Here is a 22,203-nt window from a genome sequence, read left to right on the forward strand (position 1 = left end):
CGATGACTACAATGCCCGAAACTGATATTGCGCTAACCGTTGATCACCTTTCGCTCTGGTATGGTGAGCGCCAGGTGCTTCAGGATGTCTCGCTGCAGCTACCCAAAAACCGTATTACCGCCCTGATTGGGCCGTCCGGCTGCGGCAAATCAACGTTGCTGCGCTGCTTTAATCGTATGAATGACGTGATCGATAACTGCCGCATCGACGGCGAGATTCTTCTGGAGCAGCAGTCGATCATGCGGCCTGCCCAGGATGTCTCTGCGCTGCGTCGCCGGGTCGGTATGGTTTTCCAGCGGCCCAATCCTTTTCCGAAGTCGGTCTACGAAAACGTGGTGTACGGATTGCGCTTGCAGGGCGTGCGCGACAAGCGGGTACTGAATGAGGCCTGTGAACGCGCACTCCGTGCGGCGGCGTTATGGGGAGAAGTGAAAGATCAGCTGGCACAGAATGCCCTGACGCTCTCCACGGGGCAGCAGCAGAGGCTGGTTATCGCCCGCGCCATTGCGATTGAGCCGGACGTGCTGTTACTGGATGAGCCGACGTCGGCGCTGGACCCGATTTCAACGCTGGTGATCGAAGAACTGATGAGCACCCTGAAACAGCACTTCACGCTGGTGCTGGTCACCCATAATATGCAGCAGGCCTCACGTGTGTCGGATTACACGGCCTTTATGCATCAGGGATCGCTGGTGGAGTTCGACACAACAGACAAGATTTTCACGACGCCGAAGGTGCGCCGGACGGAAGATTACATCACCGGACGCTATGGCTGAAAAGGGCAGGGAGCCTGGCTCCCTGCCTGTTACTCGTGGGCGTAGCCCTGAAGCGGTAACGGCTTACCATCCAGCCAGGCCTTTCCCTCACGCATGGCCAGGCGGCCTTCAACAAACCAGTTAATCACCAGCGGATAGATGGCATGTTCCTGATGTTGCACGCGCTCGGTAATGTCCGCTTCGCTGTCTTCGGCAAAAACGGGCACCTTGGCCTGCAGAATCACCGGACCACCGTCCAGTTCATCCGTTACGAAATGCACTGACGTGCCATGCTCCGCATCGCCATTTTCCAGGGCCTGGCGGTGAGTATGCAGTCCGGGATATTTGGGCAGGAGCGACGGGTGAATATTCAGCAGTCGGTCGCGATAATGCGCCACAAAACCCGGGCTTAAAATGCGCATATATCCTGCCAGCACCACAACATCCGGCGCACAGGCGTCGATCTCACGCATAAGCTGGCGATCAAAACTTTCACGGTCGCTAAAGTCACGGGCGTCCAGGGCAATAGCCGGAATGCCTGCCCGCTCTGCGCGGACTAAGCCATAGGCGGAGGCTTTATTACTGAACACGGCAGCGACGCTGCCGTGAATACGCCCGTTTGCACAGGCGTCAAGGATGGACTGAAGATTACTTCCGTTGCCGGAGATCAGCACAACCAGCTTTTTCATGACGTGATGACCACACGCTCTTCCGCTTCTGATGCCTTAATCACGCCGATTTTCCAGGCATTTTCACCGGCGGCGCGCATTAGTTCAACGGCTTTATCAGCGTCGGCAGGGCTCAGGGCAATCAGCATACCCACGCCACAGTTGAACGTACGGTACATTTCGTGACGGCTGACGTTACCAGCCTGCTGCATCCAGCTAAACACAGCCGGCCATTCCCAGCTTTTTTCGTCAATCACGGCCTGGGTGTTATCGGGCAGCACGCGTGGAATGTTTTCCCAGAAGCCGCCGCCGGTGAGATGCGCGATAGCATGCACATCGACCTGTTCGATCAGGCTCAGAATGTTTTTGACATAAATGCGGGTAGGTTCCAGCAAATGATCGGCCAGCGGTTTGCCTTCGAGCTGCTCAACCTGCGGATCGGTCCCGCTGACTTCCAGAATTTTGCGCACCAGAGAATAACCATTGGAGTGCGGGCCGCTGGAGCCTAATGCGATCAGGACATCGCCGTCCTGCACTTTGCTGCCGTCAATGATTTCTGATTTCTCAACGACGCCAACGCAGAAGCCGGCCACGTCGTAGTCTTCGCCATGATACATGCCCGGCATTTCGGCCGTTTCGCCGCCCACCAGTGCACAACCTGACTGCAGGCAACCCTCGGCGATACCGGTGATGACCGCCGACGCGGTATCCACATCCAGTTTGCCGGTGGCGTAGTAATCCAGGAAGAAGAGCGGTTCAGCGCCTTGTACCACCAGATCGTTGACACACATCGCGACCAGATCAATGCCGATGGCATCGTGGCGCTTAAGATCCATCGCCAGACGCAGTTTGGTGCCTACGCCGTCGGTGCCGGAGACCAGCACGGGTTCACGGTATTTTTGCGGCAGCGCACAAAGCGCACCGAAGCCGCCTAGTCCACCCATGACTTCCGGGCGACGCGTCTTTTTCACTACGCCTTTAATACGGTCAACCAGAGCGTTACCAGCATCAATATCAACACCGGCGTCTTTGTAACTGAGAGAGGTCTTGTCGGTCACTGCGAGGTCCCCACGCGAGTTGCGGTTGGTGGTTTAATATAAAGCGCGGCAATTCTACCAGCGCAGGCAAACGTTTGCGAGTCTCAGATTGCGTCCCCGGCGATTTTCATCAATCCTTACTTTGCCATGACAAAATGCCTCTGATTGCGCAAGCACATGTGGCACTGCGGCGAAAAGGCGGTATAATCCCGCGATTTTTTTTTAGCTCAACTCACTCCGGGAGAACAACAATGAAGATCGTGGAAGTCAAACACCCGCTGGTCAAACATAAACTGGGACTGATGCGTGAGCATGATATCAGTACAAAGCGTTTCCGCGAGCTGGCCTCTGAAGTCGGCAGTCTGCTGACGTATGAAGCGACCGCCGATCTGGAAACCGAAAAGGTCACCATTGAGGGCTGGAATGGCCCGGTTCAGGTTGATCAAATCAAAGGTAAGAAAATCACCGTCGTGCCTATTCTGCGTGCCGGTCTGGGCATGATGGAAGGCGTACTGGAGCACGTACCCAGCGCGCGCATCAGCGTTGTTGGCGTCTACCGTGATGAAGAAACGCTGGAGCCCGTGCCTTACTTCCAGAAACTGGTTTCGAATATCGAAGAGCGCCTGGCACTGGTGGTTGACCCCATGCTGGCCACGGGCGGCTCAATGATTGCCACGATAGACCTGTTAAAGAAAGCGGGCTGCAGCAGTATCAAAGTGCTGGTGCTGGTTGCGGCACCTGAAGGGATTGCCGCGCTGGAAAAAGCGCATCCGGATGTGGAGCTTTACACCGCTTCTGTGGATCAGGGGCTTAACGACAAGGGTTATATCATCCCAGGCCTGGGTGATGCCGGTGATAAAATCTTCGGCACCAAGTAATGACGAAAATCCGCGGCGCCATGCATCACGCTGTTTTCAGCCTGCAGCAGCAGGCCGAGCCGCTTTTTTCTGTTGTAACACATAAAGAAATGAACCAGCCGACCAGAGAGTCGGCTTTTTTTTGCCTGAAAACAGACCACTCACTCAAGGGGACTTTTAATGACTCGTCGCGCTATCGGCGTTAGCGAACGGCCGCCATTACTGCAAACGATTCCGCTCAGCCTGCAGCATCTGTTCGCCATGTTTGGCGCCACCGTGTTAGTGCCAATTCTGTTCCACATCAATCCGGCGACGGTATTGCTGTTTAACGGTATCGGCACGCTGCTGTACCTGTTTATTTGTAAGGGAAAAATCCCCGCCTATCTGGGTTCCAGCTTTGCCTTTATTTCACCCGTGTTGCTCCTGCTGCCGCTGGGTTATGAAGTGGCGCTGGGCGGTTTTATTCTGTGTGGCGTGTTGTTCTGCCTTGTCGCGCTGATCGTTAAAAAAGCCGGAACAGGCTGGCTGGACGTGATGTTTCCGCCAGCAGCAATGGGGGCCATCGTCGCCGTCATTGGTCTGGAACTGGCTGGCGTGGCCGCGAATATGGCGGGGCTGCTTCCAGCCGAAGGCCAGTCGCCAAACGGCACAACCGTGTTGATTTCGCTGGTGACCCTGGCGGTTACCGTTTTTGGATCGGTTTTGTTCCGTGGATTTATGGCGATCATTCCTATCCTGATCGGTGTGCTGGCCGGTTACGCGCTTTCCGCCTTCATGGGCATCGTGGACTGGAGCGGTGTTGAACAGGCGCACTGGTTTGCCTTGCCGACGTTTTATACGCCGCGCTTTGAATGGATTGCCATGTTGACCATTCTGCCCGCCGCTCTGGTGGTGATTGCCGAGCATGTGGGCCATCTGGTCGTGACGGCGAATATCGTTAAAAGAGATCTGGTGCGCGATCCCGGACTGCATCGTTCCATGTTCGCCAATGGCTTATCGACGGTCATTTCCGGGTTCTTTGGATCAACCCCGAACACGACATACGGCGAAAACATTGGCGTCATGGCGATTACCCGCGTTTACAGTACCTGGGTGATTGGCGGCGCGGCCATTTTCGCGATTTTACTCTCCTGCGTCGGCAAACTGGCGGCCGCTATTCAGGCGATTCCGGTGCCGGTGATGGGCGGCGTATCCCTGCTGCTGTATGGCGTTATCGGCGCGTCAGGTATCCGTGTCCTGATTGAGTCCAAAGTGGATTACAACAAAGCGCAAAACCTGATTCTGACCTCCGTTATCCTGATTATTGGCGTCAGCGGGGCGAAAGTACATATCGGGGCTGCCGAGCTGAAAGGCATGGCGCTGGCCACGCTGGTCGGCGTTGCGCTGGCCTTAATTTTTCGCGTCATTTCCCTCCTGCGTCCTGAAGAAGTGATTCTGGATGCGGAAGACAACCGCGAGTCGTAATCCCACCGTCAGCTGTCAAAAGTCGGGCAGGGATGCCCGATTCATCTCTGGCCGAAAACTATGATAGACTTGCCCCGATTTTTGCTTGTTCTCTTGCTGAGGTGCTTCTGAACACGCCGGCACAATTGTCATTGCCACTCTATTTACCTGACGACGAAACCTTCGCCAGCTTCTGGCCGGGTGAAAACCCCTCGCTTATTGCCGCGATTAAGGGTGCGCTTAGCCAGCAACATGGCAGCTATCTTTATTTCTGGTCTCGTGAAGGGGGCGGTCGCAGCCATCTGCTGCATGCCGCCTGCGCTGAAATGTCTGCACGCGGCGAAGCCGTGGGCTATGTGCCGCTCGATAAACGCACCTGGTTTGTCCCGGACGTGCTGGAAGGCATGGAGCAACTGCCGCTGGTTTGCATCGATAATATTCAGTGCATTGCGGGAGAAGAGGCCTGGGAAATGGCGATTTTCGATCTTTATAACCGCATTCTGGAAACCGGCAATACCCGGTTGTTTATTACCGGCGATCGTCCTCCTCGTCAGCTCAATCTGCATCTGCCCGATCTGGCATCGCGCCTCGACTGGGGGCAGATTTATCGTCTACAGCCGCTCTCCGATGAGGATAAACTGCAGGCTTTACAGCTGCGCGCCGGACTGCGGGGATTTGAACTGCCTGAAGACGTCGGGCGCTTTTTGCTAAAGCGCCTTGACCGAGAAATGCGCACGCTGTTTGATACGTTGGATCGTCTCGACAGCGCATCCATTAGCGCCCAGCGTAAGCTGACGATTCCCTTCGTAAAAGAAACCCTTGGCCTCTAAAGGATTTCCAGTACCGCTTCTGGCGGACGTCCCAGGCGGGCGCGATCGCCGTTGATCACAATCGGTCGCTCAATCAGTTTGGGATTTTCCAGCAGCGCGTCCAGCAACGCGCTTTCCCCGATGTCAGGCCGATCCAGCCCCAGCGCCGCATAAAGCGGATCCTTACGACGCATTAACTCACGGGCACTTTGCATATCCAGCTTTTGCAGCAGGATCTGTAACGTCTGGCGATCCGGCGGCGTGTCCAGATAGTGCACGATCTCCGGGGCGATGCCGCGCTCTGCTAGCAGCGCCAGGGTTTCCCGGCTCTTGCTGCAGCGTGGATTATGATAAAAGGTCACCATACTGTTTATCCTCGTTGATACTGCTTAAAGCGTTGCTGGAGCTGGCGTAGCTGGTCGATGCGGGCATCGTAACGGGCCTGTTTCAGGCTGCCGAGCGGCACCAGTGAACTGGCCCGGCTTAGGGCGCTAATGGCCTGATCCAGCTGGCCGCTCAGCGCCAGACTTTCGGCGCGGGCAAAGAGCTCCTCATCTGTCAGCCCCTGCTGCGCGGAAGCCTGGGCCAGCAGATCCCATCCGTTGGTATCGTCTTTATGAGTCCAGGTATAGCGGTTGAGAATGCGGCTGGCGTTCGCCGGCTGTTTCGCTTCCACATAGGCATTAGCGAGGTTCAACTGGACGACCGGGCTGGTTTTTGAGGCCTGGGTCGCGGTCAGCATCGCTATCGCCTGCTGCGGTTGATTCAGGCCGATGTCAATGTCAGTCATCAGGTCCAGCAGCCAGACATTTTCAGGTTGTTTCGCCAGTAACGGTGCCACGATCCTTTTCGCCTCACCAAAGCTTTTAGCCTGCAGGAACTGCACGGCTTTACCGTACTGCGAGGCCAGCTGTTCGCGGGAATTACCGTTAGCATATTGCGTAAGCAGTTCGTCCGTTAACTGGTTACGGCCAGTCGAATACATGCCTAATGACCGCACTTTGGCCAGATAAAAGTCTTGAGACGACTGCACCACCACCGGACGCATCTGGTTTGCACGGTTGCGCGCATCGGCAAGACGGCTGTCAGGCAGGGGATGGGTTAACAGGATTTCCGGAGGCTTCGAAGAAAAGCGGCTCTGATCGGCCAGTTTTTGCAGGAAGTTAGGCATGGCTTGCGGGTCAAAACCGGCGCGCTGTAACACCTGAATACCGATGCGATCGGCTTCCTGTTCATTATTTTGGGTAAAGCTGATAATCCCCTGTTGGGTGCCGGCCAGCGTACCGGTCAATGCGGCCATGCCCATTTGTGGGCTGGCCATCGCCAGTAAAATTGAACCCAGCGCGCCCACCCAGGTGAGCGGGGCATTACGTTTTTGATCTTCCATTGCCCGCGCCAGATGGCGCTGCGTGACGTGGGAGATTTCATGGGCCATGACTGAGGCCAGCTGGCTTTCGTTATCCGTAAAACGGAACAGGGCCGCATGCAACACCACGTTGCCACCAAAGAAGGCGAAGGCGTTGAGCTCATCGTTCTGAATCAGGAAAAAGTGGAAGGGCGTTTTAACGGCGTCCGCATGCGAAACCAGCCGCTGCCCAAGTTGGTTGATGTACTGATTCAGCAAAGGATCGTTAATCAGCGGAGCACTGGCGCGGAGCTGGCGGACGTAGAAGTCGCCCATCTGGAGCTCCTGATTAATCGACAGGGTCGATCCTGCCGTGGTCCCCATATCCGGCAGCGAATCACTGATATCCGCACGGGCGGTCAACGGGCCGGATAACGTCAGTGCAGGGAGTAGCGCAGCAAGCAGCGTCTTTTTAAACCGGTTCAACATGCCTTAATCCTGTAATGAATCCCTGATTTGGACAGGTAAGCAGCGGAAATGTTCTGTTTTTTCATCAACAGCGCTACGGTCTTCGTATCTTAACCACAGCCAGGGAAGAATGAAATGGCGTTATGGCAGCCGGGATCGACGCATTGCCCCTTCCGGGCTTGTCGGGTGCTTGCTAAACCCAACCGCCCTGTATCAGCAGTCAGAAAAAGGCATTCGTCGTGCTGCCAGCGCATTGACGACGTGGTGAACCGCTGTCACCGCAATGTCATCTTCCCGTGATGTTGATGTCACACAACCCCGTTAGGTTAAGCGCCAATGAGATCGATCTCATTATCGATTAACCGGGGGGGAAATGAGTGATTTAATCAGCGTGGCGGTTCTGGCCGGCGTTTCGCGAGCAACCGCGGCGCGTGCCTTTTCCGATCCCCATCTGCTTAAGCCCGGCACGCTGAAAAAAGTGCTGGAGGCCTCGGAGCAACTGGGGTTCAGACCTAACCACATTGCGCGCCAGCTCCGTACGCAAAGCTCCACGACGCTGGGCGTTTTGCTGCCTTCGCTCAGTAACCCGGTGTTTGCCTTGCAGCTTCAGGCCATGGAGCAACAGGCGCGTCTGGCGGGCTATGGCCTGCTGGTGGCCACGACCGATTACCAGCCAGAGCGTGAAGCCGCCATGATTGAACATATGCTGCGCCAGCGCGTCGCGGGCATGGTGCTGACCGTCTCCGACGCGGACAGCAGCACCGTATTAGCCCCGCTGGCAGAGGCGCGAATGCCCTTTGTTCTGGCGCATAACGTGCCGCAACAGCAAAACTGGCGCTGCGTCTATGTCGATAACCGTCGCGCAATGGCCGAAGCCACGGCGCACCTTATTGCGCTGGGTCATCAGCATATCGTGATGGCGGCGGGACCGATGCTGCAGTCGGATCGTGCCCGTCAGCGTTATCTTGGCTATTGCGATGCGATGCAGCAGGCAGGATTTGTCCCGAGGGCACTAATTGATATGCCCAGCCATACCCAATCCAGATTCGAGCCCCTTTTACCGCTGATCAACAGCCCGGACCCACTGACCGCCGTCATCTGCAGTAACGATCTCCTGGCGATCAGCCTGCTGGGCGCGGCCGCCCGTGCCGGCATTCAGGTCCCGCATCAGCTGTCGGTCATGGGGTTTGACGGCATTGCTATAGGCGAACAGCTTTCACCCTCGCTGGCCAGCGTGGTACAGCCCAGCGATCGGTTAGGTGCCTGTGCCATCGATATGCTTCTTCAACCCTCTCATGATGACTCGTGCCTGCTGGACCACTGGTTGCGTTCAGGCGAGAGCATCGCTGCAGTCTTTCATTCGTCAACATCAGGGAACCATCATGTCTACACACAATAAAATCACCGTGCTTGCCAGGGCGGCGCTCTTCACCGCCTGTGCATTTTCCAGCCAGCTGGTGCAGGCTGCTGAGAATGCTATTTGCTACAACTGTCCACCTGAATGGGCAGACTGGGCGACCGAGCTTCAGGCCATCAAAAAAGATACCGGCATTGTGGTGCCGCAGGACAACAAGAACTCCGGGCAGGCGCTGGCTCAACTGGTCGCCGAGAAAGATAATCCCGTTGCCGACGTGGTGTATTACGGCGTCAGCTTTGGTATCCAGGCGGCTCAGGCAGGCGTGATTGCTGACTATAAGCCGGCCAACTGGGATCAGGTGCCGGCAGGCATGAAAGATCCGGAAGGGAAATGGGTTGCGCTGCATTCCGGCACGATGGGCTTTATGGTCAACGTAGATGCGCTGGGCGGTGCACCCATTCCAACATCCTGGGACGATCTGCTGAAGCCAGAATACAAAGGGATGGTGGGCTATCTCGATCCGGCCAGTGCGTTTGTGGGTTACGTGGCCGCCGTGGCGGTGAATCAGGCCAAAGGCGGCAGTATGCAGGACTTCACTCCCGCGCTGACCTGGTTTAAAAAGTTGCAGGCGAACAAGCCTGTCGTGCCGAAACAGACGGCCTATGCTCGGGTGATCTCCGGCGAGATCCCCATTCTGCTGGATTACGACTTCAACGCTTATCGCGCCAAATATAAAGATCATGCCAATGTGGTGTTCGTGATCCCGCAGGAAGGGACGGTCACGGTGCCTTATGTCATCAGCCTGGTGAAAAACGCCCCGCACGCCGCTAACGGCAAAAAAGTCATGGACTACGTGCTGTCGGATAAAGGCCAGGCCATCTGGGCCAATGCCTATCTGCGCCCGGTACGGCCTTCAGCCATGTCTGCCGAGGCCAAAAAGCGCTTCCTGCCAGACAGTGATTACGCGCGCGCGCATACCGTGGACTATCAGCAGATGGCCGACGCACAGAAAGCCTTCTCTGCCCGCTACTTGAGTGAGATTCGGTAATGGCAGCGTCTGACGCCCGCAGCGATTTACCGGTGGCAACGCGCCACCGGTCACGCCAACGCGAGCAGGGGGCAAACTGGCCATGGATGCTGCTGCCAGCCTTACTGTTTTTTGCCGCGTTCTGGCTGTTACCTTTTGCCCGATTATTACAGATGGGCATGACGCCGGATCGCAGCACACATCAAAGTGGCTACTGGACGGTAATTACCCAGCCGCAGTATCTGCAAAGCCTGGTGAATACCGTGCTGCTGTCGCTGACGGTAACGCTACTGACGTTGGTCATCGCCACCGTCGTAGGGTGCTTCCTCGCTCGCCAACGTTTCACCGGACGCGGCACTCTGCTGGCACTGCTGACCTTTCCTCTGGCGTTTCCCGGCGTGGTGGTGGGGTTTTTAGTGGTGATGCTGGCAGGACGACAGGGCGTGCTGGCGCAGATCAGCCTGCGCCTGTTTGATGAGCGCTGGACGCTGGCCTACTCACTCACCGGGCTGTTCATTGGTTATCTCTACTTTTCGCTGCCGCGCGCCATTGTGACGTTGGTGGCCGCGAGTGAAAAACTGGATCGCTCGCTGGAAGAGGCCGCCCGTTCGTTAGGCGCCAGCCAGTGGCGCATTATCTGGGATGTGATCGTGCCGGGACTTAAACCGGCACTGCTCTCCAGCGGTGCGCTGTGCTTTGCCACCAGTATGGGCGCATTTGGCACCGCGTTTACCCTGGGAACTGACCTGAGTGTGCTGCCGCTGACCATTTATGGCGAATTCACCAACTACGCTAACTTCGCCACGGCGGCGGCGTTATCGGTGGTCATGGGCGCTGTCGCCTGGGCTGGCTTAATGCTGGCGCGCGTACTCACCCAGTCAAAACAGGAGCCGTCATCATGAAGCGCCGTGGGCTGTTTTACCTGCAGGTCGCGATCACCACACTGACTGCACTGTTCATGATTGTGCCGGTGATCTTGTCGATGCTGGCGGGCGTGACGCAGAACTATTTTGTTGGCCTGCGCAGCGGACTGACGCTGAAATGGGTGGCGCAGGTTTGGGAGATGTACAGCGACACCTTTTGGCTGTCGTTGCTCATTGCTGTCAGCTGCTTGATCGTCACCGTGGCGATCGGCGTACCGGCCGCCTGGGGCTTACTGAAATCGCCCTCTCGCTGGGCATCGCGCATTGAAGAGTGCCTGATGTTGCCGGTGGCGCTTCCGGGCCTGGCCACCGCACTGGGCATTATCCTGCTGTATGGCCAGTTCAGCAGCCTGCGTGACAGCTGGGTGTTTATCCTGATTGGTCACGTCCTTTTTACGCTGCCGTTTATGATCCGCCCGGTACTGGCGGTGATGCAGGCGATACAGCTGCCCCGACTGGAGGAGGCTGCCGCCAGTCTCGGGGCCGGCTTCTGGCGTCGCTTTTTCACCGTGGTGGTTCCCAACTGCCGCAACGGCATTCTCGCCGGGGCCTTTATGGTGATTACGTTATCGGTAGGCGAATTTAATATCACCTGGATGTTGCATACGCCACTGACCAAAACCCTGCCAGTGGGCCTGGCGGACAGCTACGCCTCGATGCGGCTGGAAGTCGGTTCTGCTTATACCCTGATCTTTATTTTAATGATTCTACCGCTGTTGTTGATGCTCAACGCCTGTAATCACTGGCTTGAACGCCAGTCTCGCCAACAACCAAGGGAGGAAAAAGCATGATTGTTGATGCGGTTAACGTCACGCTACGCGGCTGTGCGCGTCGCTTTCATCACCATCAGGCGCTGCACCCGCTGGATCTTAGCGTACGCGCAGGGGAAACCCTGGTTCTGCTGGGCCCGTCCGGCTGTGGCAAAACGACAACGTTGCGCATTATCAGCGGGCTGGAGAGCACTGACGCGCCGGGTGAAGTCTGGTTTGACGATCGCAACGTGACCGACCTGCCTATTGAGAAGCGTAACGTAGGAATGGTGTTTCAAAACTACGCCCTGTTTCCCACGCTTAACGTGGCGCAGAACGTAGCCTATGGGCTAAAAGTGCAGGGCATTCCGCGCCACGAGCGTGAGGCCCGGGTCAATGAGATGCTGGAACTGGTCGATCTCATGTCACTGGCACATCGTCATATCGACAAGCTCTCCGGCGGGCAGAAACAGCGCGTGGCGCTGGCAAGAGCGCTGGCGGCACGGCCTAAAGTGCTGCTGTTTGACGAACCGCTGGCGGCGCTGGATGCCAAACTGCGTGAGCGTCTGCGTCTGGAAATCGGGGGCCTGTTAAAAAAGCTGGCTATCACCGCCGTGTATGTCACTCACGATCAGCAGGAAGCTATGGCGCTTGGCGATCGTATCGCCGTCATGGAGCAGGGGCGCCTGGTGCAGATCGATACGCCGCAGGCCATCTATCAGCGTCCGGCCTCGCGTTTTGTGGCGGATTTCGTTGGCGCGATTAACTGCATCGCACGTGACGATCAAGGCCATCCAGTGCGTTTTTGTCGACCAGAGGATGTGCTGCTGGCAGACGAAGGCCGCTATGCGCAGCACGGCTGCATTGTTGCCAGCACCTTTCTCGGCGCGTCTCAACGCCTGATGATTGATATCGGGCTGGACAAGCCGATTCAGGTTGAACGTCACGCAAGGGAAACCTGGCACGCCGGGCAGCGAGTGAGCTGGTCGCTGGCTGAGCAGGCCGCACTCGAATTTACCCTTTAAGGAGTCAACGTTTGTCCGTTAAACCTGTGCTGATTGCTCAAATCAGCGACTTGCATATTAAAGCGCACGGTCGTCTGTCGTATAAAAAAGTCGATACGTATAATGCCCTGTTACGGGCGATAGCAACCCTGAATGGCCTGACGCCCCGGCCCGATGCGGTGGTCATAACCGGCGACCTGGTGGATTTTGGTACGGCAGAAGAGTATCAGACGCTGCGGCAGGCGCTGGCCACCCTGGCGTTGCCGTTTTACCTGATGGCGGGAAATCATGACGATCGCCAGGCGCTACGGGCGGCGTTTCCCGATCATCCCTATCTGCAACAGGGCCCGACGCTCAACTGGCAACGGGAGGTTAAGGGGGTTCAGCTACTGGCGCTCGATTCCAGCGTGCCGCAGCAGCCGTGGGGCGAGCTTGATGAACAGCAGCTTGACTGGCTGGATGCCGCACTGACCGCGTCACCGGACAGCCCCGCGCTGGTGATGCTGCATCATCCGCCCTTTGTCTGCGGTATCGATCATATGGATCGCCAGCGTTTACGCGCCCCTGCTGCGCTGGCGGCGATCGTCAGTCGTCATCCGCAGGTCGAACGTGTGCTGTGTGGCCATGTACACCGCGCGATTCAGACCCGCTTTGCCGGTACGCTGGCCTGCATTGCCCCCGGCGTGTCTCATCAGGTTGCGCTGGATCTGCAACCGGATGGCCCGGCAAACTTCATGCTGGAACCGGCAGGATTTTTACTGCATCGCTGGCATCCGCAGCAGGGAATGACCACGCATCAGTGTGCGATTGGAGACTATGATGGCCCCTGGCCCTTTTATGATCAAAACGGGTTAATCGATTAAAAGCCATACGGGCTGACTTTTTGGTTAATGCCGCGCTTAAACCTGCTCAAATTGTCCTACAGCGTGTAAACTTACACGCTGTAGGACCGCAATCACGATAAAAACAACAGAGTCAGGCACAGCAAAATGAATCTTTGCACTGTGGCGTTCCCGCCATGCTCATAAATTTCCGTCCCCGGGCGGACTTACGCACGCTTATTGCGCTGCTGGTTATTGCCAGCATAGTCATCACGCTTGCCAATAATTTATATGCAACCTGGCGTGTGCAACGCATGGTGCTGATCGACAGCACCCTGGAAGCCAACCGCGCTTACGCTGCCAAACTGGCCTCCACCAGCGAAGTCTTTTTCCGGCTGGCGCAGTCCCAGTTGCACTTCAGTGCTAATTTACTGGGAAAAGATTTCAATAATGAGGCACTGCTCAAAGCGGAAGTGAACCGTCTACGTGAGCAGACCGACAGTTTTAACTCGGTCGCCGTGGTGGATGAAACGGGTACGGTGCGCGCAATATCTCCCGAATCGCTGACCTTAACCGGGATGCATCTGACCAGCGATGCGGCCCGCGAAGCGCTGCAGACCCGGCAACCGCTGATTAGCAGACCGACACTCTCTGCCGCCAATAACCTGCTGATTTTTGTCTCATGGCCCATCTGGAATAACCAGGGACGCTATCTGGGCTATATTGGCGGGACGATTTACCTGAAAAAGAAAAGTATTCTGAATGCGCTGCTGGGTGAACAGTTTTATCGCGACGGCACCAGCGTATTTGTTCTCGACGGCGATAATCAGGTGCTGTATCACCAGAACCGCCAGATGGTGGGCAAAACCATGTCGCCACTGATGAGCGATCGGGAACGTCAGGAAAAAGATAACGGCTCGCTGGTCTTAACTGAGCCCGACAAACCGACCCGGCTGGCCGGCTACGCCATTGTTCCCACGACGGGCTGGATGGTGGTGGCGTTGAAACCTGTCGACGTCACGCTGCAACCGCTGTCGGGGTTGCTCCTGAAAGTCCTGAAGCATTCAGTGCCCTTTGCCTTACTGACCTTGCTGGTGGCGGTCATTCTGGCACGGATGATTGCCATGCCGCTCTGGCAACTGGCCCGCAAGGCCAGCAAGATTGATGCCTCAAGCGCCACCTACGAAATTGGCGGCATTCGGGCATGGTACTTTGAGGCCGCCCAGGTTAAACGGGCGCTGTTAACCGGTATTGGGCTGGTACAGGACAAAATTGGTCGGCTGAGTTCGGAAGCGCAGACCGATTCGCTAACGCTGTTACTCAACCGCCGCGGGCTTAACGCGGTACTCGATTACTACCAGACGATGCGCCAGCCTTTTGCCGTGCTCGCCCTGGATATCGATCATTTCAAAAGCGTCAATGACAACTGGGGACACGACGTCGGCGATCGGGTGATTCGGCAGGTGGCGCAGACGCTACGACAGAGCGCCCGGCAGTCGGATGTGGTCTGCCGTAACGGTGGTGAAGAGTTTTTAATGCTGTTGCCTAACACGCCTCTGAAAGAGGCTGAGGCGACGGCCGAGCGCATTCGCATCAGCATCGCGGATAACGCTATCGAGGCGGTCGGCCATATCACGATTTCCATCGGCGTAGCGGAGTGGGATGCCCGGCGGCCGCCGCTGGAAAGCAGCCTGAAGCGGGCTGACGATGCCCTGTATCAGGCTAAGAACAGCGGTCGCAACTGCACCGTGGTTGCCAAACGCGTAAAAGCCTCTTGATCAAGACTGTGCGCTAACGGTTTCTGGCCCGCCCGGCAATCCGGGCGAGCCATCAGGAATTGATATGCTCGCGGCAGTAGCGTCGCTTCCAGCTGGCAGGTGTTAAGCCTGTATGCTTACGGAATATCTGACGGAAATAGCCCACATCATTGAACCCACACTGACGCGCTACCTCGGTTAAGGGCAGCTTATCGCCGATCAGCAGCTTTTCTGCCATTAATACGCGCTGCCGGTGAAGGGCTTCCGTCAGCGTCAGGCGAAACACGCGCCGGTAAACACGTCCCAGATAATCGGCATTGCAATGCAGCGTTTTCGCCAGCGTGGAGGTTGAAAGCGCCAGGTGATACTGCGTGCGAATAAGCTGATTGGCTTTCCAGGCCAGGTCAACGCCGGGGCTGTCGACAACATCCTCGTGCAGCGCCGGAGCCGCGAGCTGCTGCAGTATAAGCAGTAAAATACACTCCAGCGCGACGCTGCGGTGAATGTTTTCCTGCTCGCTGAGGAACTGCCGGAACAGGGCGATGATATAGGCCGGATCGCCAACGCGCGTATGCTGGGGAAGGTGGAGCAGTGCCTGGTGTAAGCCATGCTGCTCAGGCTGTTTCTGCCAGTCAAAATGCAGCCAGTAAAATTTCAGATCGGCCGGAAAAATCCCTTCTCCCACATGCAAATGCCCTGGCCTCAGCAGCAGGCTTTCGCCCGCCTGCACGCTGAACAGCTCGCCATCCTCCCGAATCGTTAACTGCCCGCGTTCAACGAAAATGATCTCCCAGGAGGTCAGCCTGCGTGCAGGATGGGTTCCCACGCCGCGCGAAATAAACAGCCCGCCATTTTGCACCTGTATCGGAAACGTTATGGATAATTCGAACATCGTTATTCATTTTCCCGCTGCTACGGAGGTAATTGATGTCTTTCTCTCTGATTATTAACTAAAAAAAAGACATGTACCTGATCCAGTTCACACTTTGCTTCACAGGTCGGAATTACCCCGTTTTTATACTTTTTTGTGCTCTTGTTGGTGAACGGATTCCTGACAAAATAAATCGGGTTAAGCGCTAAAACACCAATAAGCCCGGCATAAAGCGGGCAATCCTCTCTGTCCTGCATGAGGCATTTTAAATGACTTCTACGACTATCGCTCAGGCCGATCTTAGCCCGTCGGCTACGCAGAGTGCGCTGTCCCTGCGAGAGAAAATAGGTTACGGCTTGGGTGACGCCGGTGGCACGGTGGTCACCTGCCTGATCACCAACTTCCTGACGTTTTTCTACACCGATGTGTTTGGCTTAACGCCCGCGCTGGTCGGCACCCTGTTTATGGTGCTGCGCGTGTTTGACGCGGTCTCCGATCCGGTGATGGGCGTCATTGCCGACAGAACCCATAGCCGTTGGGGGCGCTTCCGCCCGTGGCAGCTCTGGGTGGCCGTTCCCCTTGGCCTCATTGGTGCGCTGACGTTCACCGTGCCCGCCGTCAGCATGGACATGAAAATTGTTTGGGCGTTTGCCACCTATCTGCTGCTCTCTGTCAGCTATACCGCCATCAACGTGCCCTATTGCGCGCTGATCAACACCATGACCACCCGCCACACAGAAGTGCTGGCCTGCCAGTCATGGCGCTTTGTATTGTGCGGGGTGGCCGGGTTTCTGGTTTCGGTAGGGCTGCCGTGGCTGGTCGCGGTGTTGGGTAAGGGGAATGCGGCCCTGGGCTATCAGTCTGGCGTCGGTATCCTGTGCGCTCTGGCGGTCGTGATGTTCCTGTGTTGCTTCTTTTGGGTCCGCGAGCGCGTACCGCTGGACAGCCTGGGCAAATTTACCCTGCGTGAGCATCTGGCCGGGCTACGCAAAAACGATCAGCTGTTGCTGATGCTGGTGATGTCTTTTTTGCTGATTAACGTGTTTAACATTCGCGGCGGCGGCTACATGTACTTCATTACCTATGTGTTACAGGGCAGCACGGCTTTCACGTCGCTGTTTTTTACCATGGTGACGTTAGCCTCCATTGTGGGATCGGTGATCGTGAACCCGCTTTCCAGGCGCATTGACACCGTCCGGCTGTATTACTGGACCAACCTTGTGCTGGCCGCACTCGCAGTCATGATGTGGTTCCTGCCGGTCGGGCCGTCATGGCAGATATTGTGGCTGGTGGTGATCCTCAGTAATGGCATCATCCTCGGGTTCACTCTGCCGCTGCATTTTGCCCTGATGGCCTTTGCTGATGACTACGGCGAATGGAAAAACGGTGTCCGCTCGTCGGGCATGAATTTCGCGTTTAACCTGTTCTTTATCAAGCTTGCCTGGGCCTCCAGCGCCGTCATTATCAGCCTGCTGTTTGTCATCGTGGCTTATAAGCCGGGGATCGGCAATCAGACGGCTGCCTCCCTGCACGGTATTACCGCCACGGAAACCCTGTTACCGGCGCTGTTCCATCTGTTGCTGGCATTCACCATCCGCGCCTGCAAGCTCACTAACCCGATGATGGCGCAGATCGCCCACGACCTGCGTATTCGCCATGTTCCGTCTTGAGGAGAGTAAGATGTCTGTCAATGAAGTCGATCTGCATAAGCTGACTATCCACGATCCGTTTCTCGGTAAGTATCAACAACTAGTGCGGGAGGTGGTCATTCCTTATCAGTGGGAGGCGCTTAACGATCGGATCGAGGAAGCCGATCCCAGCCATGCCATCGAAAACTTTCGCATCGCGGCTGGCCAGCAGGACGGGGAATTCTATGGCATGGTGTTTCAGGACAGCGATGTAGCGAAATGGCTGGAGGCGGTGGCCTGGTCGCTTTGCCAGAAGCCTGACGCGGAACTGGAGAAAACGGCCGATGAGGTGATTGAGCTGATCGCGGCGGCGCAGTGCGAGGATGGCTATCTCAACACTTACTTCACCGTGAAAGCGCCGCAAGATCGTTGGACCAACCTTGCCGAGTGCCACGAGCTTTACTGCGCCGGGCACATGATTGAGGCGGGCGTGGCATTTTACCAGGCGACCGGCAAACGCCGTTTACTGGAGGTGGTGTGCAGGCTCGCCGACCATATCGACAGCGTCTTCGGCCCTGAGGAGCATCAGCTGCATGGTTATCCTGGCCATCCCGAGATCGAGCTGGCGCTGATGCGGTTGTATGAAGTGACTCAGCAACCACGCTATCTGGCGCTGGTGAATACGTTTGTCACGCAGCGCGGCACCCAGCCTCACTTCTATGATATTGAGTACGAGAAACGCGGTCAGACTTCCTACTGGCATACCTATGGCCCGGCATGGATGGTGAAGGACAAGGCTTACAGCCAGGCGCATCAGCCTCTTGCCGAACAGCAGCACGCAGTGGGCCACGCGGTGCGGTTTGTTTATCTGATGACCGGCGTAGCGCACCTCGCGCGTCTGAGTCAGGACGAAGGAAAGCGTCAGGACTGCCTGCGGCTGTGGCACAACATGGCTCAGCGGCAGCTTTATATTACGGGCGGAATCGGCTCCCAAAGCAGCGGTGAGGCGTTCAGCAGCGATTATGATTTACCCAATGACACGGTATATGCCGAAAGCTGCGCGTCCATTGGCCTGATGATGTTTGCCAGACGTATGCTGGAAATGGAAGCCGACAGCCAGTACGCCGATGTGATGGAGCGCGCGCTGTATAATACGGTACTGGGCGGTATGGCGCTGGACGGGAAACATTTCTTCTACGTCAATCCGCTGGAGGTGCAGCCGAAAACCCTGCATTTCAACCATCTTTACGATCATGTGAAACCGGTGCGCCAGCGCTGGTTTGGCTGTGCCTGTTGCCCACCGAACATCGCGCGTTTACTGACCTCGCTCGGTCACTATATCTATACGCCGCACGAGAATGCGCTCTTTATCAATCTCTACGTCGGCAACCGGGTTGATGTGCCCGTCGGCGATCGCACGTTGGGTATCCGTATCAGCGGTAACTTTCCCTGGGAGGAAACGGTCACGATTTCTGTGGATGTCACCCAGCCCGTAAAACATACGCTGGCGTTACGACTGCCTGACTGGTGCGAGGCGCCGCAGGTGAGCTGTAACGGTGAGGTGGTGACGGATCGCGCCCGCAAAGGCTACCTGTACATTGAACGGATTTGGCAGGAGGGCGACACGCTCACGCTAACGCTTCCGATGCCGGTGCGCCGGGTGTACGGTAATCCGCTCGTGCGTCATGTGGCGGGTAAGGTAGCTGTCCAGCGCGGGCCGATAGTCTACTGCCTGGAGCAGGCCGATAACGGCGAGCAGTTACACAATGTATGGCTGCCCGCGTCTGCGGCGTTCAACACCTTTGAAGGGAAGGGCGTCTTTGCGCACAAGGTAGTAATCCAGGCTGAAGGGGTGAAAAAGACCGCCCACGAGCCAGCGCAACAGCCGCTGTGGAACTACGACCGCGCACCGGCTGCACCGCAGAGCCAGACGTTAACGTTTATCCCTTGGTTCTGCTGGGCGAACCGGGGAGAAGGGGAGATGCGTATTTGGGTAAACGAAGCCTGACCCCAGAACATTGACCGACAGCGGGCCGGAAAGGCGTTCGGCCCGCTGTGAATAGAATCGGTGGCGATTCGCCTGCCAGTGGACAGCCTTAGCCAGGTTCAAACTCCCGTTAACAGGGCCGTGCAGGCCCGCCATCGCCCGGTCAACGAAAGCTGTCAGGCCACAGACTGCTTTTCACATCTTTCCCACACCAGAATATCCGGTACAATCATGGCCCTTTTTGACGTTATGGACCCAACGGCATGCTGGCTTTATTGATTCAATGGTACAAACGCCGTTTTAGCGATCCGCAGGCGATTGGCCTGCTGGTGATTCTGCTGGCGGGATTCTGCATTCTTTTCTTTCTGAGTGGGTTGCTGGCGCCCTTGCTGGTGGCGCTGGTTCTCGCTTACCTGCTTGAATGGCCGACGGTACGGCTGCAACGCATTGGCTGTACGCGGAGCTGGGCGACCAGCATCGTGTTGGTGCTGTTTGCCGGGATTCTGCTGGTTCTGGTCTTGATTGTCGCCCCCGTCGCCTGGCAGCAGGGCATCAACCTGACGCGGGATCTGCCCAACATGCTGAACAAGCTCTATCTGTATGCGGCGGGTTTACCCCGACGTTTCCCCGCCCTGGTCGATGCGGGCATCATTGACGTCATCGTTGAAAACCTGCGCGGTCGTCTTAGCGGGGTAGGCGATTCGCTGGTGAAATATTCCCTGGCCTCGCTGGTAGGCTTGATGACCCTGATGATTTATCTCGTGCTGGTGCCGCTCATGGTGTTCTTCCTGCTGAAGGACAAAGAGCAGATGCTGAACGCCGTTCGGCGCGTGCTGCCGCGCAATCGCGGGCTGGCGGGGGAAGTGTGGCAGGAGATGAATCAGCAAATTACTAACTACATTCGCGGCAAGGTGCTGGAAATGGTGGTGGTCGGGATCGCCAGCTGGCTGGCTTTCATGTTCCTCGGCCTTAACTACTCGCTTTTGCTGGCCGTATTAGTGGGGGTTTCGGTTCTGATCCCCTATATCGGCGCGATGCTGGTCACCATTCCGGTTATTGGCGTAGGGTTGTTTCAGTGGGGGCTTGATAGCGAGTTCTGGACGCTGTTAACCGTCTATCTGGTGATTCAGGCACTGGACGGCAATGTGCTGGTGCCGATTTTGTTCTCAGAAGCGGTCAATCTGCATCCGCTGGTGATCATCTTGTCAGTGGTGATCTTTGGCGGAATGTGGGGATTCTGGGGCGTGTTTTTTGCGATTCCGCTCGCCACCCTGGTCAAGGCGGTGGTGCACGCGTGGCCTGAAGCCCCGCTGGATGAAACGCTGAGTCGCTAAACGTTCAGGGCGCGGACGATGCCGCGCCCTGAAGACATCAGGCTGACTTGAGGTAGTCCATCACGATGTCGTGGTGGTTTGACGTTTTGAAATCGTCGAACACCTTTTCGATTTTGCCATTCGCATCCACCAGGAAACTGATGCGATGAATGCCGTCGTAGGTTTTCCCCATAAAGGTTTTTTCACCCCAGACGCCAAACTGCTCGCAAACCTGATGCTCCTGGTCCGACAGCAGCGTGAAGTTAAGCAGCTCTTTTTCTGCAAAACGTGACAGCTTTTCGGGTTTATCCGTGCTGATCCCCAGCACCTCGACGCCAGCTTTTTTAAGTTCATCCATGTTGTCACGCAGACCGCATGCCTGCACGGTACAACCCGGCGTCATGGCTTTTGGATAGAAATAGACCAGAACACGCTGCCCCTGGAAGTCGGCTAAATTTACTTGTTCGCCATCCTGATCGGGCAAGCTAAATTTCGGTGCGGTATCACCGGCTTTCAGTGGATTCATCACATCTCTCCATTTTGAGTTCATGCTGTGGTTAATACACCAAGAGGCGAGAAACTGCCAAATGGAAAATTATCTGTTTCAGACGTATTCCTCACCTGACTGCACTTTTAACGTAGCAGAACAGTCACGGGGGCGCTCGTCTTTACCTGCCAGGTGCGGCCAGTTCACGATTATCGGCATCGCTCAGGCTGTAGAGACGCAACGAACCCTGCGCGTTAAGCTCCTGGCATAATTCATTAAAGGCCTGTTCAAAGGCCGGACCATCGCTCCGCGTCGGGCTGTGCGCCGTCATCTGAATATAGAGCGTAGCGGGCCTGTCGTGCTGGGCTGGCTGAATGCGTGACACCAGTTCAGCGATGTTCATCAGGTGCTTGTCCGTTAAATCCGTAAAGCGCTCAATAATATGCGGTGAGTCAGCGACTTCGACCTGAATAAACGCCGTATCCGGCATCGGAGGGCGGGCGGTCGCATGGGTGCGTTTCATCACGATGAGCAGCTCCAGCTCTGCGCCTTTAAGCGGCAGCGTTGACTCAATCAGCGTAATGGCGTTCCAGCTACCGGACAGCAGCATAATGAACGTGAATTCATCCCCAAGCATGGCAAGGCGACTGTCTTCGATGTTGCAACCGCAACTGCTGACGTGACGGGTAATCGTATTGACGATACCCGGGCGGTCAACACCCAGTGCGGTGATCACCAAGTGGTGGGGTTGAGATTGCTGCAAAATAGGATTCCCTGTGCATTTGCTAATAACCATAAGGTAAACATAAAAAAAACTGCTGACAAGCGCGGGAATAGCGGAGCTTGCTTGCTTTTCCCTAAGTGTAAAACGTACCATGAAGCACTTGTTTGTCGAGG

General features: G+C 56.4%; 22 protein-coding genes. 15 read left to right on the forward strand and 7 right to left on the reverse strand.

All coding sequences use genetic code 11. From position 1 onward, the window contains the following. Positions 1-2: 2 nt before the first annotated feature. Complete coding sequence (pstB, locus tag PAGR_RS06150; protein ID WP_013026705.1) at positions 3-776, forward strand: phosphate ABC transporter ATP-binding protein PstB; 774 nt, start codon at positions 3-5, stop codon at positions 774-776. A 29-nt stretch (positions 777-805) separates the two neighbouring features. Here the strand turns inward: pstB and purN are convergent, their stop codons facing one another. After that, a complete protein-coding gene (gene purN, locus PAGR_RS06155) occupies positions 806-1,444 on the reverse strand; it encodes a phosphoribosylglycinamide formyltransferase (protein ID WP_014605288.1) in 639 nt (212 codons plus the stop codon). Further along, the gene (gene purM, locus PAGR_RS06160) at positions 1,441-2,481 is read right to left on the reverse strand and encodes a phosphoribosylformylglycinamidine cyclo-ligase (RefSeq protein WP_013026703.1); all 1,041 of its coding nucleotides are present in this window, start codon (positions 2,479-2,481) and stop codon (positions 1,441-1,443) included. Before purM ends, purN begins: the two co-directional genes overlap by 4 nt. 230 nt (positions 2,482-2,711) lie before the next feature. Between purM and upp the strand changes: the two genes are divergently transcribed. The 3 genes from upp to hda all read left to right on the forward strand — a co-directional run bounded on the left by upp (position 2,712) and on the right by hda (position 5,590). Continuing rightward, positions 2,712-3,338 carry a uracil phosphoribosyltransferase gene (upp, locus tag PAGR_RS06165; RefSeq protein WP_013026702.1) on the forward strand — a complete coding sequence of 209 codons (627 nt, stop codon included), beginning with the start codon at positions 2,712-2,714 and terminating at the stop codon, positions 3,336-3,338. Between the two features lie 159 nt (positions 3,339-3,497). Then, positions 3,498-4,781, forward strand: coding sequence for a uracil permease (gene uraA / locus PAGR_RS06175; RefSeq protein ID WP_013026701.1), 1,284 nt, complete (start codon positions 3,498-3,500; stop codon positions 4,779-4,781). 32 nt (positions 4,782-4,813) lie between these two features. Further along, on the forward strand, positions 4,814-5,590 hold the full coding sequence (gene hda / locus PAGR_RS06180; RefSeq protein ID WP_014594292.1) for a DnaA inactivator Hda: 777 nt from the start codon (positions 4,814-4,816) through the stop codon (positions 5,588-5,590). Here the strand turns inward: hda and arsC are convergent. Continuing rightward, complete coding sequence (gene arsC / locus PAGR_RS06185) at positions 5,587-5,934, reverse strand: arsenate reductase (glutaredoxin) (RefSeq protein WP_014594291.1); 348 nt, start codon at positions 5,932-5,934, stop codon at positions 5,587-5,589. The genes hda and arsC overlap by 4 nt on opposite strands. A gap of 5 nt (positions 5,935-5,939) precedes the next feature. Beyond that, the gene (gene bepA / locus PAGR_RS06190) at positions 5,940-7,403 is read right to left on the reverse strand and encodes a beta-barrel assembly-enhancing protease (RefSeq protein ID WP_013026698.1); all 1,464 of its coding nucleotides are present in this window, start codon (positions 7,401-7,403) and stop codon (positions 5,940-5,942) included. Positions 7,404-7,512: 109 nt separating this feature from the next. Here bepA and PAGR_RS23875 point away from each other — a divergent pair, with 109 nt between their 5' ends. From PAGR_RS23875 to PAGR_RS06225, 8 genes are all read left to right on the forward strand, one after another. Then, positions 7,513-7,650, forward strand: coding sequence for a hypothetical protein (locus PAGR_RS23875; protein WP_158307925.1), 138 nt, complete (start codon positions 7,513-7,515; stop codon positions 7,648-7,650). A 105-nt stretch (positions 7,651-7,755) separates the two neighbouring features. Beyond that, positions 7,756-8,781, forward strand: coding sequence for a substrate-binding domain-containing protein (locus tag PAGR_RS06195; RefSeq protein WP_013026697.1), 1,026 nt, complete (start codon positions 7,756-7,758; stop codon positions 8,779-8,781). Further along, positions 8,765-9,787: an ABC transporter substrate-binding protein gene (locus PAGR_RS06200; RefSeq protein WP_014605289.1), complete on the forward strand. Its 1,023-nt coding sequence runs from the start codon at positions 8,765-8,767 to the stop codon at positions 9,785-9,787. The genes PAGR_RS06195 and PAGR_RS06200 overlap by 17 nt, the downstream gene beginning before the upstream one ends. Then, positions 9,787-10,668 carry an ABC transporter permease gene (locus PAGR_RS06205; protein WP_014605290.1) on the forward strand — a complete coding sequence of 294 codons (882 nt, stop codon included), beginning with the start codon at positions 9,787-9,789 and terminating at the stop codon, positions 10,666-10,668. The genes PAGR_RS06200 and PAGR_RS06205 overlap by 1 nt, the downstream gene beginning before the upstream one ends. Continuing rightward, the gene (locus PAGR_RS06210; protein ID WP_014605291.1) at positions 10,665-11,480 is read left to right on the forward strand and encodes an ABC transporter permease; all 816 of its coding nucleotides are present in this window, start codon (positions 10,665-10,667) and stop codon (positions 11,478-11,480) included. Before PAGR_RS06205 ends, PAGR_RS06210 begins: the two co-directional genes overlap by 4 nt. Then, positions 11,477-12,463: an ABC transporter ATP-binding protein gene (locus tag PAGR_RS06215; RefSeq protein ID WP_014605292.1), complete on the forward strand. Its 987-nt coding sequence runs from the start codon at positions 11,477-11,479 to the stop codon at positions 12,461-12,463. Before PAGR_RS06210 ends, PAGR_RS06215 begins: the two co-directional genes overlap by 4 nt. Before the next feature lie 11 nt (positions 12,464-12,474). Then, positions 12,475-13,305 carry a phosphodiesterase gene (locus tag PAGR_RS06220; protein WP_013026692.1) on the forward strand — a complete coding sequence of 277 codons (831 nt, stop codon included), beginning with the start codon at positions 12,475-12,477 and terminating at the stop codon, positions 13,303-13,305. A 155-nt stretch (positions 13,306-13,460) separates the two neighbouring features. Next, positions 13,461-15,041 carry a sensor domain-containing diguanylate cyclase gene (locus PAGR_RS06225; RefSeq protein ID WP_014594286.1) on the forward strand — a complete coding sequence of 527 codons (1,581 nt, stop codon included), beginning with the start codon at positions 13,461-13,463 and terminating at the stop codon, positions 15,039-15,041. A gap of 52 nt (positions 15,042-15,093) precedes the next feature. Here the strand turns inward: PAGR_RS06225 and PAGR_RS06230 are convergent, their stop codons facing one another. Continuing rightward, complete coding sequence (locus PAGR_RS06230; protein ID WP_013026690.1) at positions 15,094-15,912, reverse strand: helix-turn-helix domain-containing protein; 819 nt, start codon at positions 15,910-15,912, stop codon at positions 15,094-15,096. 248 nt (positions 15,913-16,160) lie between these two features. Between PAGR_RS06230 and PAGR_RS06235 the strand changes: the two genes are divergently transcribed. The 3 genes from PAGR_RS06235 (at position 16,161) to PAGR_RS06245 (ending at position 20,840) form a co-directional block, all read left to right on the forward strand. Continuing rightward, a complete protein-coding gene (locus tag PAGR_RS06235) occupies positions 16,161-17,561 on the forward strand; it encodes an MFS transporter (protein WP_013026688.1) in 1,401 nt (466 codons plus the stop codon). A gap of 10 nt (positions 17,562-17,571) precedes the next feature. Next, positions 17,572-19,527 carry a glycoside hydrolase family 127 protein gene (locus PAGR_RS06240; RefSeq protein ID WP_014605293.1) on the forward strand — a complete coding sequence of 652 codons (1,956 nt, stop codon included), beginning with the start codon at positions 17,572-17,574 and terminating at the stop codon, positions 19,525-19,527. A 242-nt stretch (positions 19,528-19,769) separates the two neighbouring features. Then, positions 19,770-20,840 (forward strand): AI-2E family transporter, encoded by a 1,071-nt coding sequence (locus PAGR_RS06245; protein WP_013026686.1) that lies wholly within the window; start codon positions 19,770-19,772, stop codon positions 20,838-20,840. Between the two features lie 37 nt (positions 20,841-20,877). Here the strand turns inward: PAGR_RS06245 and bcp are convergent, their stop codons facing one another. Together bcp and PAGR_RS06255 are read right to left on the reverse strand one after the other, a co-directional pair. Then, a complete protein-coding gene (gene bcp, locus PAGR_RS06250; protein WP_014605294.1) occupies positions 20,878-21,345 on the reverse strand; it encodes a thioredoxin-dependent thiol peroxidase in 468 nt (155 codons plus the stop codon). A 142-nt stretch (positions 21,346-21,487) separates the two neighbouring features. Next, positions 21,488-22,069, reverse strand: coding sequence for a glycine cleavage system transcriptional repressor (locus PAGR_RS06255; protein WP_089517136.1), 582 nt, complete (start codon positions 22,067-22,069; stop codon positions 21,488-21,490). Between the last annotated feature and the right edge of the window lie 134 nt (positions 22,070-22,203).

The sequence above is a fragment of the Pantoea ananatis PA13 genome (assembly GCF_000233595.1).
GTDB lineage: Bacteria > Pseudomonadota > Gammaproteobacteria > Enterobacterales > Enterobacteriaceae > Pantoea > Pantoea ananatis.

What these genes read in the sequence shown, in the direction of transcription:
- bcp (WP_014605294.1), bottom strand. Translation starts at nt 21,345, where the DNA reads ATGAATCCACTGAAAGCCGGTGATACCGCACCGAAATTTAGCTTGCCC.
- upp (WP_013026702.1), top strand. Translation starts at nt 2,712, where the DNA reads ATGAAGATCGTGGAAGTCAAACACCCGCTGGTCAAACATAAACTGGGA.
- PAGR_RS06230 (WP_013026690.1), bottom strand. Translation starts at nt 15,912, where the DNA reads ATGTTCGAATTATCCATAACGTTTCCGATACAGGTGCAAAATGGCGGG.
- PAGR_RS06235 (WP_013026688.1), top strand. Translation starts at nt 16,161, where the DNA reads ATGACTTCTACGACTATCGCTCAGGCCGATCTTAGCCCGTCGGCTACG.
- pstB (WP_013026705.1), top strand. Translation starts at nt 3, where the DNA reads ATGACTACAATGCCCGAAACTGATATTGCGCTAACCGTTGATCACCTT.
- PAGR_RS06215 (WP_014605292.1), top strand. Translation starts at nt 11,477, where the DNA reads ATGATTGTTGATGCGGTTAACGTCACGCTACGCGGCTGTGCGCGTCGC.
- PAGR_RS06225 (WP_014594286.1), top strand. Translation starts at nt 13,461, where the DNA reads ATGCTCATAAATTTCCGTCCCCGGGCGGACTTACGCACGCTTATTGCG.
- PAGR_RS06245 (WP_013026686.1), top strand. Translation starts at nt 19,770, where the DNA reads ATGCTGGCTTTATTGATTCAATGGTACAAACGCCGTTTTAGCGATCCG.
- bepA (WP_013026698.1), bottom strand. Translation starts at nt 7,403, where the DNA reads ATGTTGAACCGGTTTAAAAAGACGCTGCTTGCTGCGCTACTCCCTGCA.
- PAGR_RS06205 (WP_014605290.1), top strand. Translation starts at nt 9,787, where the DNA reads ATGGCAGCGTCTGACGCCCGCAGCGATTTACCGGTGGCAACGCGCCAC.
- hda (WP_014594292.1), top strand. Translation starts at nt 4,814, where the DNA reads ATGCCCGATTCATCTCTGGCCGAAAACTATGATAGACTTGCCCCGATT.
- PAGR_RS06200 (WP_014605289.1), top strand. Translation starts at nt 8,765, where the DNA reads ATGTCTACACACAATAAAATCACCGTGCTTGCCAGGGCGGCGCTCTTC.
- PAGR_RS06240 (WP_014605293.1), top strand. Translation starts at nt 17,572, where the DNA reads ATGTCTGTCAATGAAGTCGATCTGCATAAGCTGACTATCCACGATCCG.
- purN (WP_014605288.1), bottom strand. Translation starts at nt 1,444, where the DNA reads ATGAAAAAGCTGGTTGTGCTGATCTCCGGCAACGGAAGTAATCTTCAG.
- arsC (WP_014594291.1), bottom strand. Translation starts at nt 5,934, where the DNA reads ATGGTGACCTTTTATCATAATCCACGCTGCAGCAAGAGCCGGGAAACC.
- PAGR_RS06195 (WP_013026697.1), top strand. Translation starts at nt 7,756, where the DNA reads ATGAGTGATTTAATCAGCGTGGCGGTTCTGGCCGGCGTTTCGCGAGCA.
- PAGR_RS06210 (WP_014605291.1), top strand. Translation starts at nt 10,665, where the DNA reads ATGAAGCGCCGTGGGCTGTTTTACCTGCAGGTCGCGATCACCACACTG.
- PAGR_RS23875 (WP_158307925.1), top strand. Translation starts at nt 7,513, where the DNA reads ATGAAATGGCGTTATGGCAGCCGGGATCGACGCATTGCCCCTTCCGGG.
- uraA (WP_013026701.1), top strand. Translation starts at nt 3,498, where the DNA reads ATGACTCGTCGCGCTATCGGCGTTAGCGAACGGCCGCCATTACTGCAA.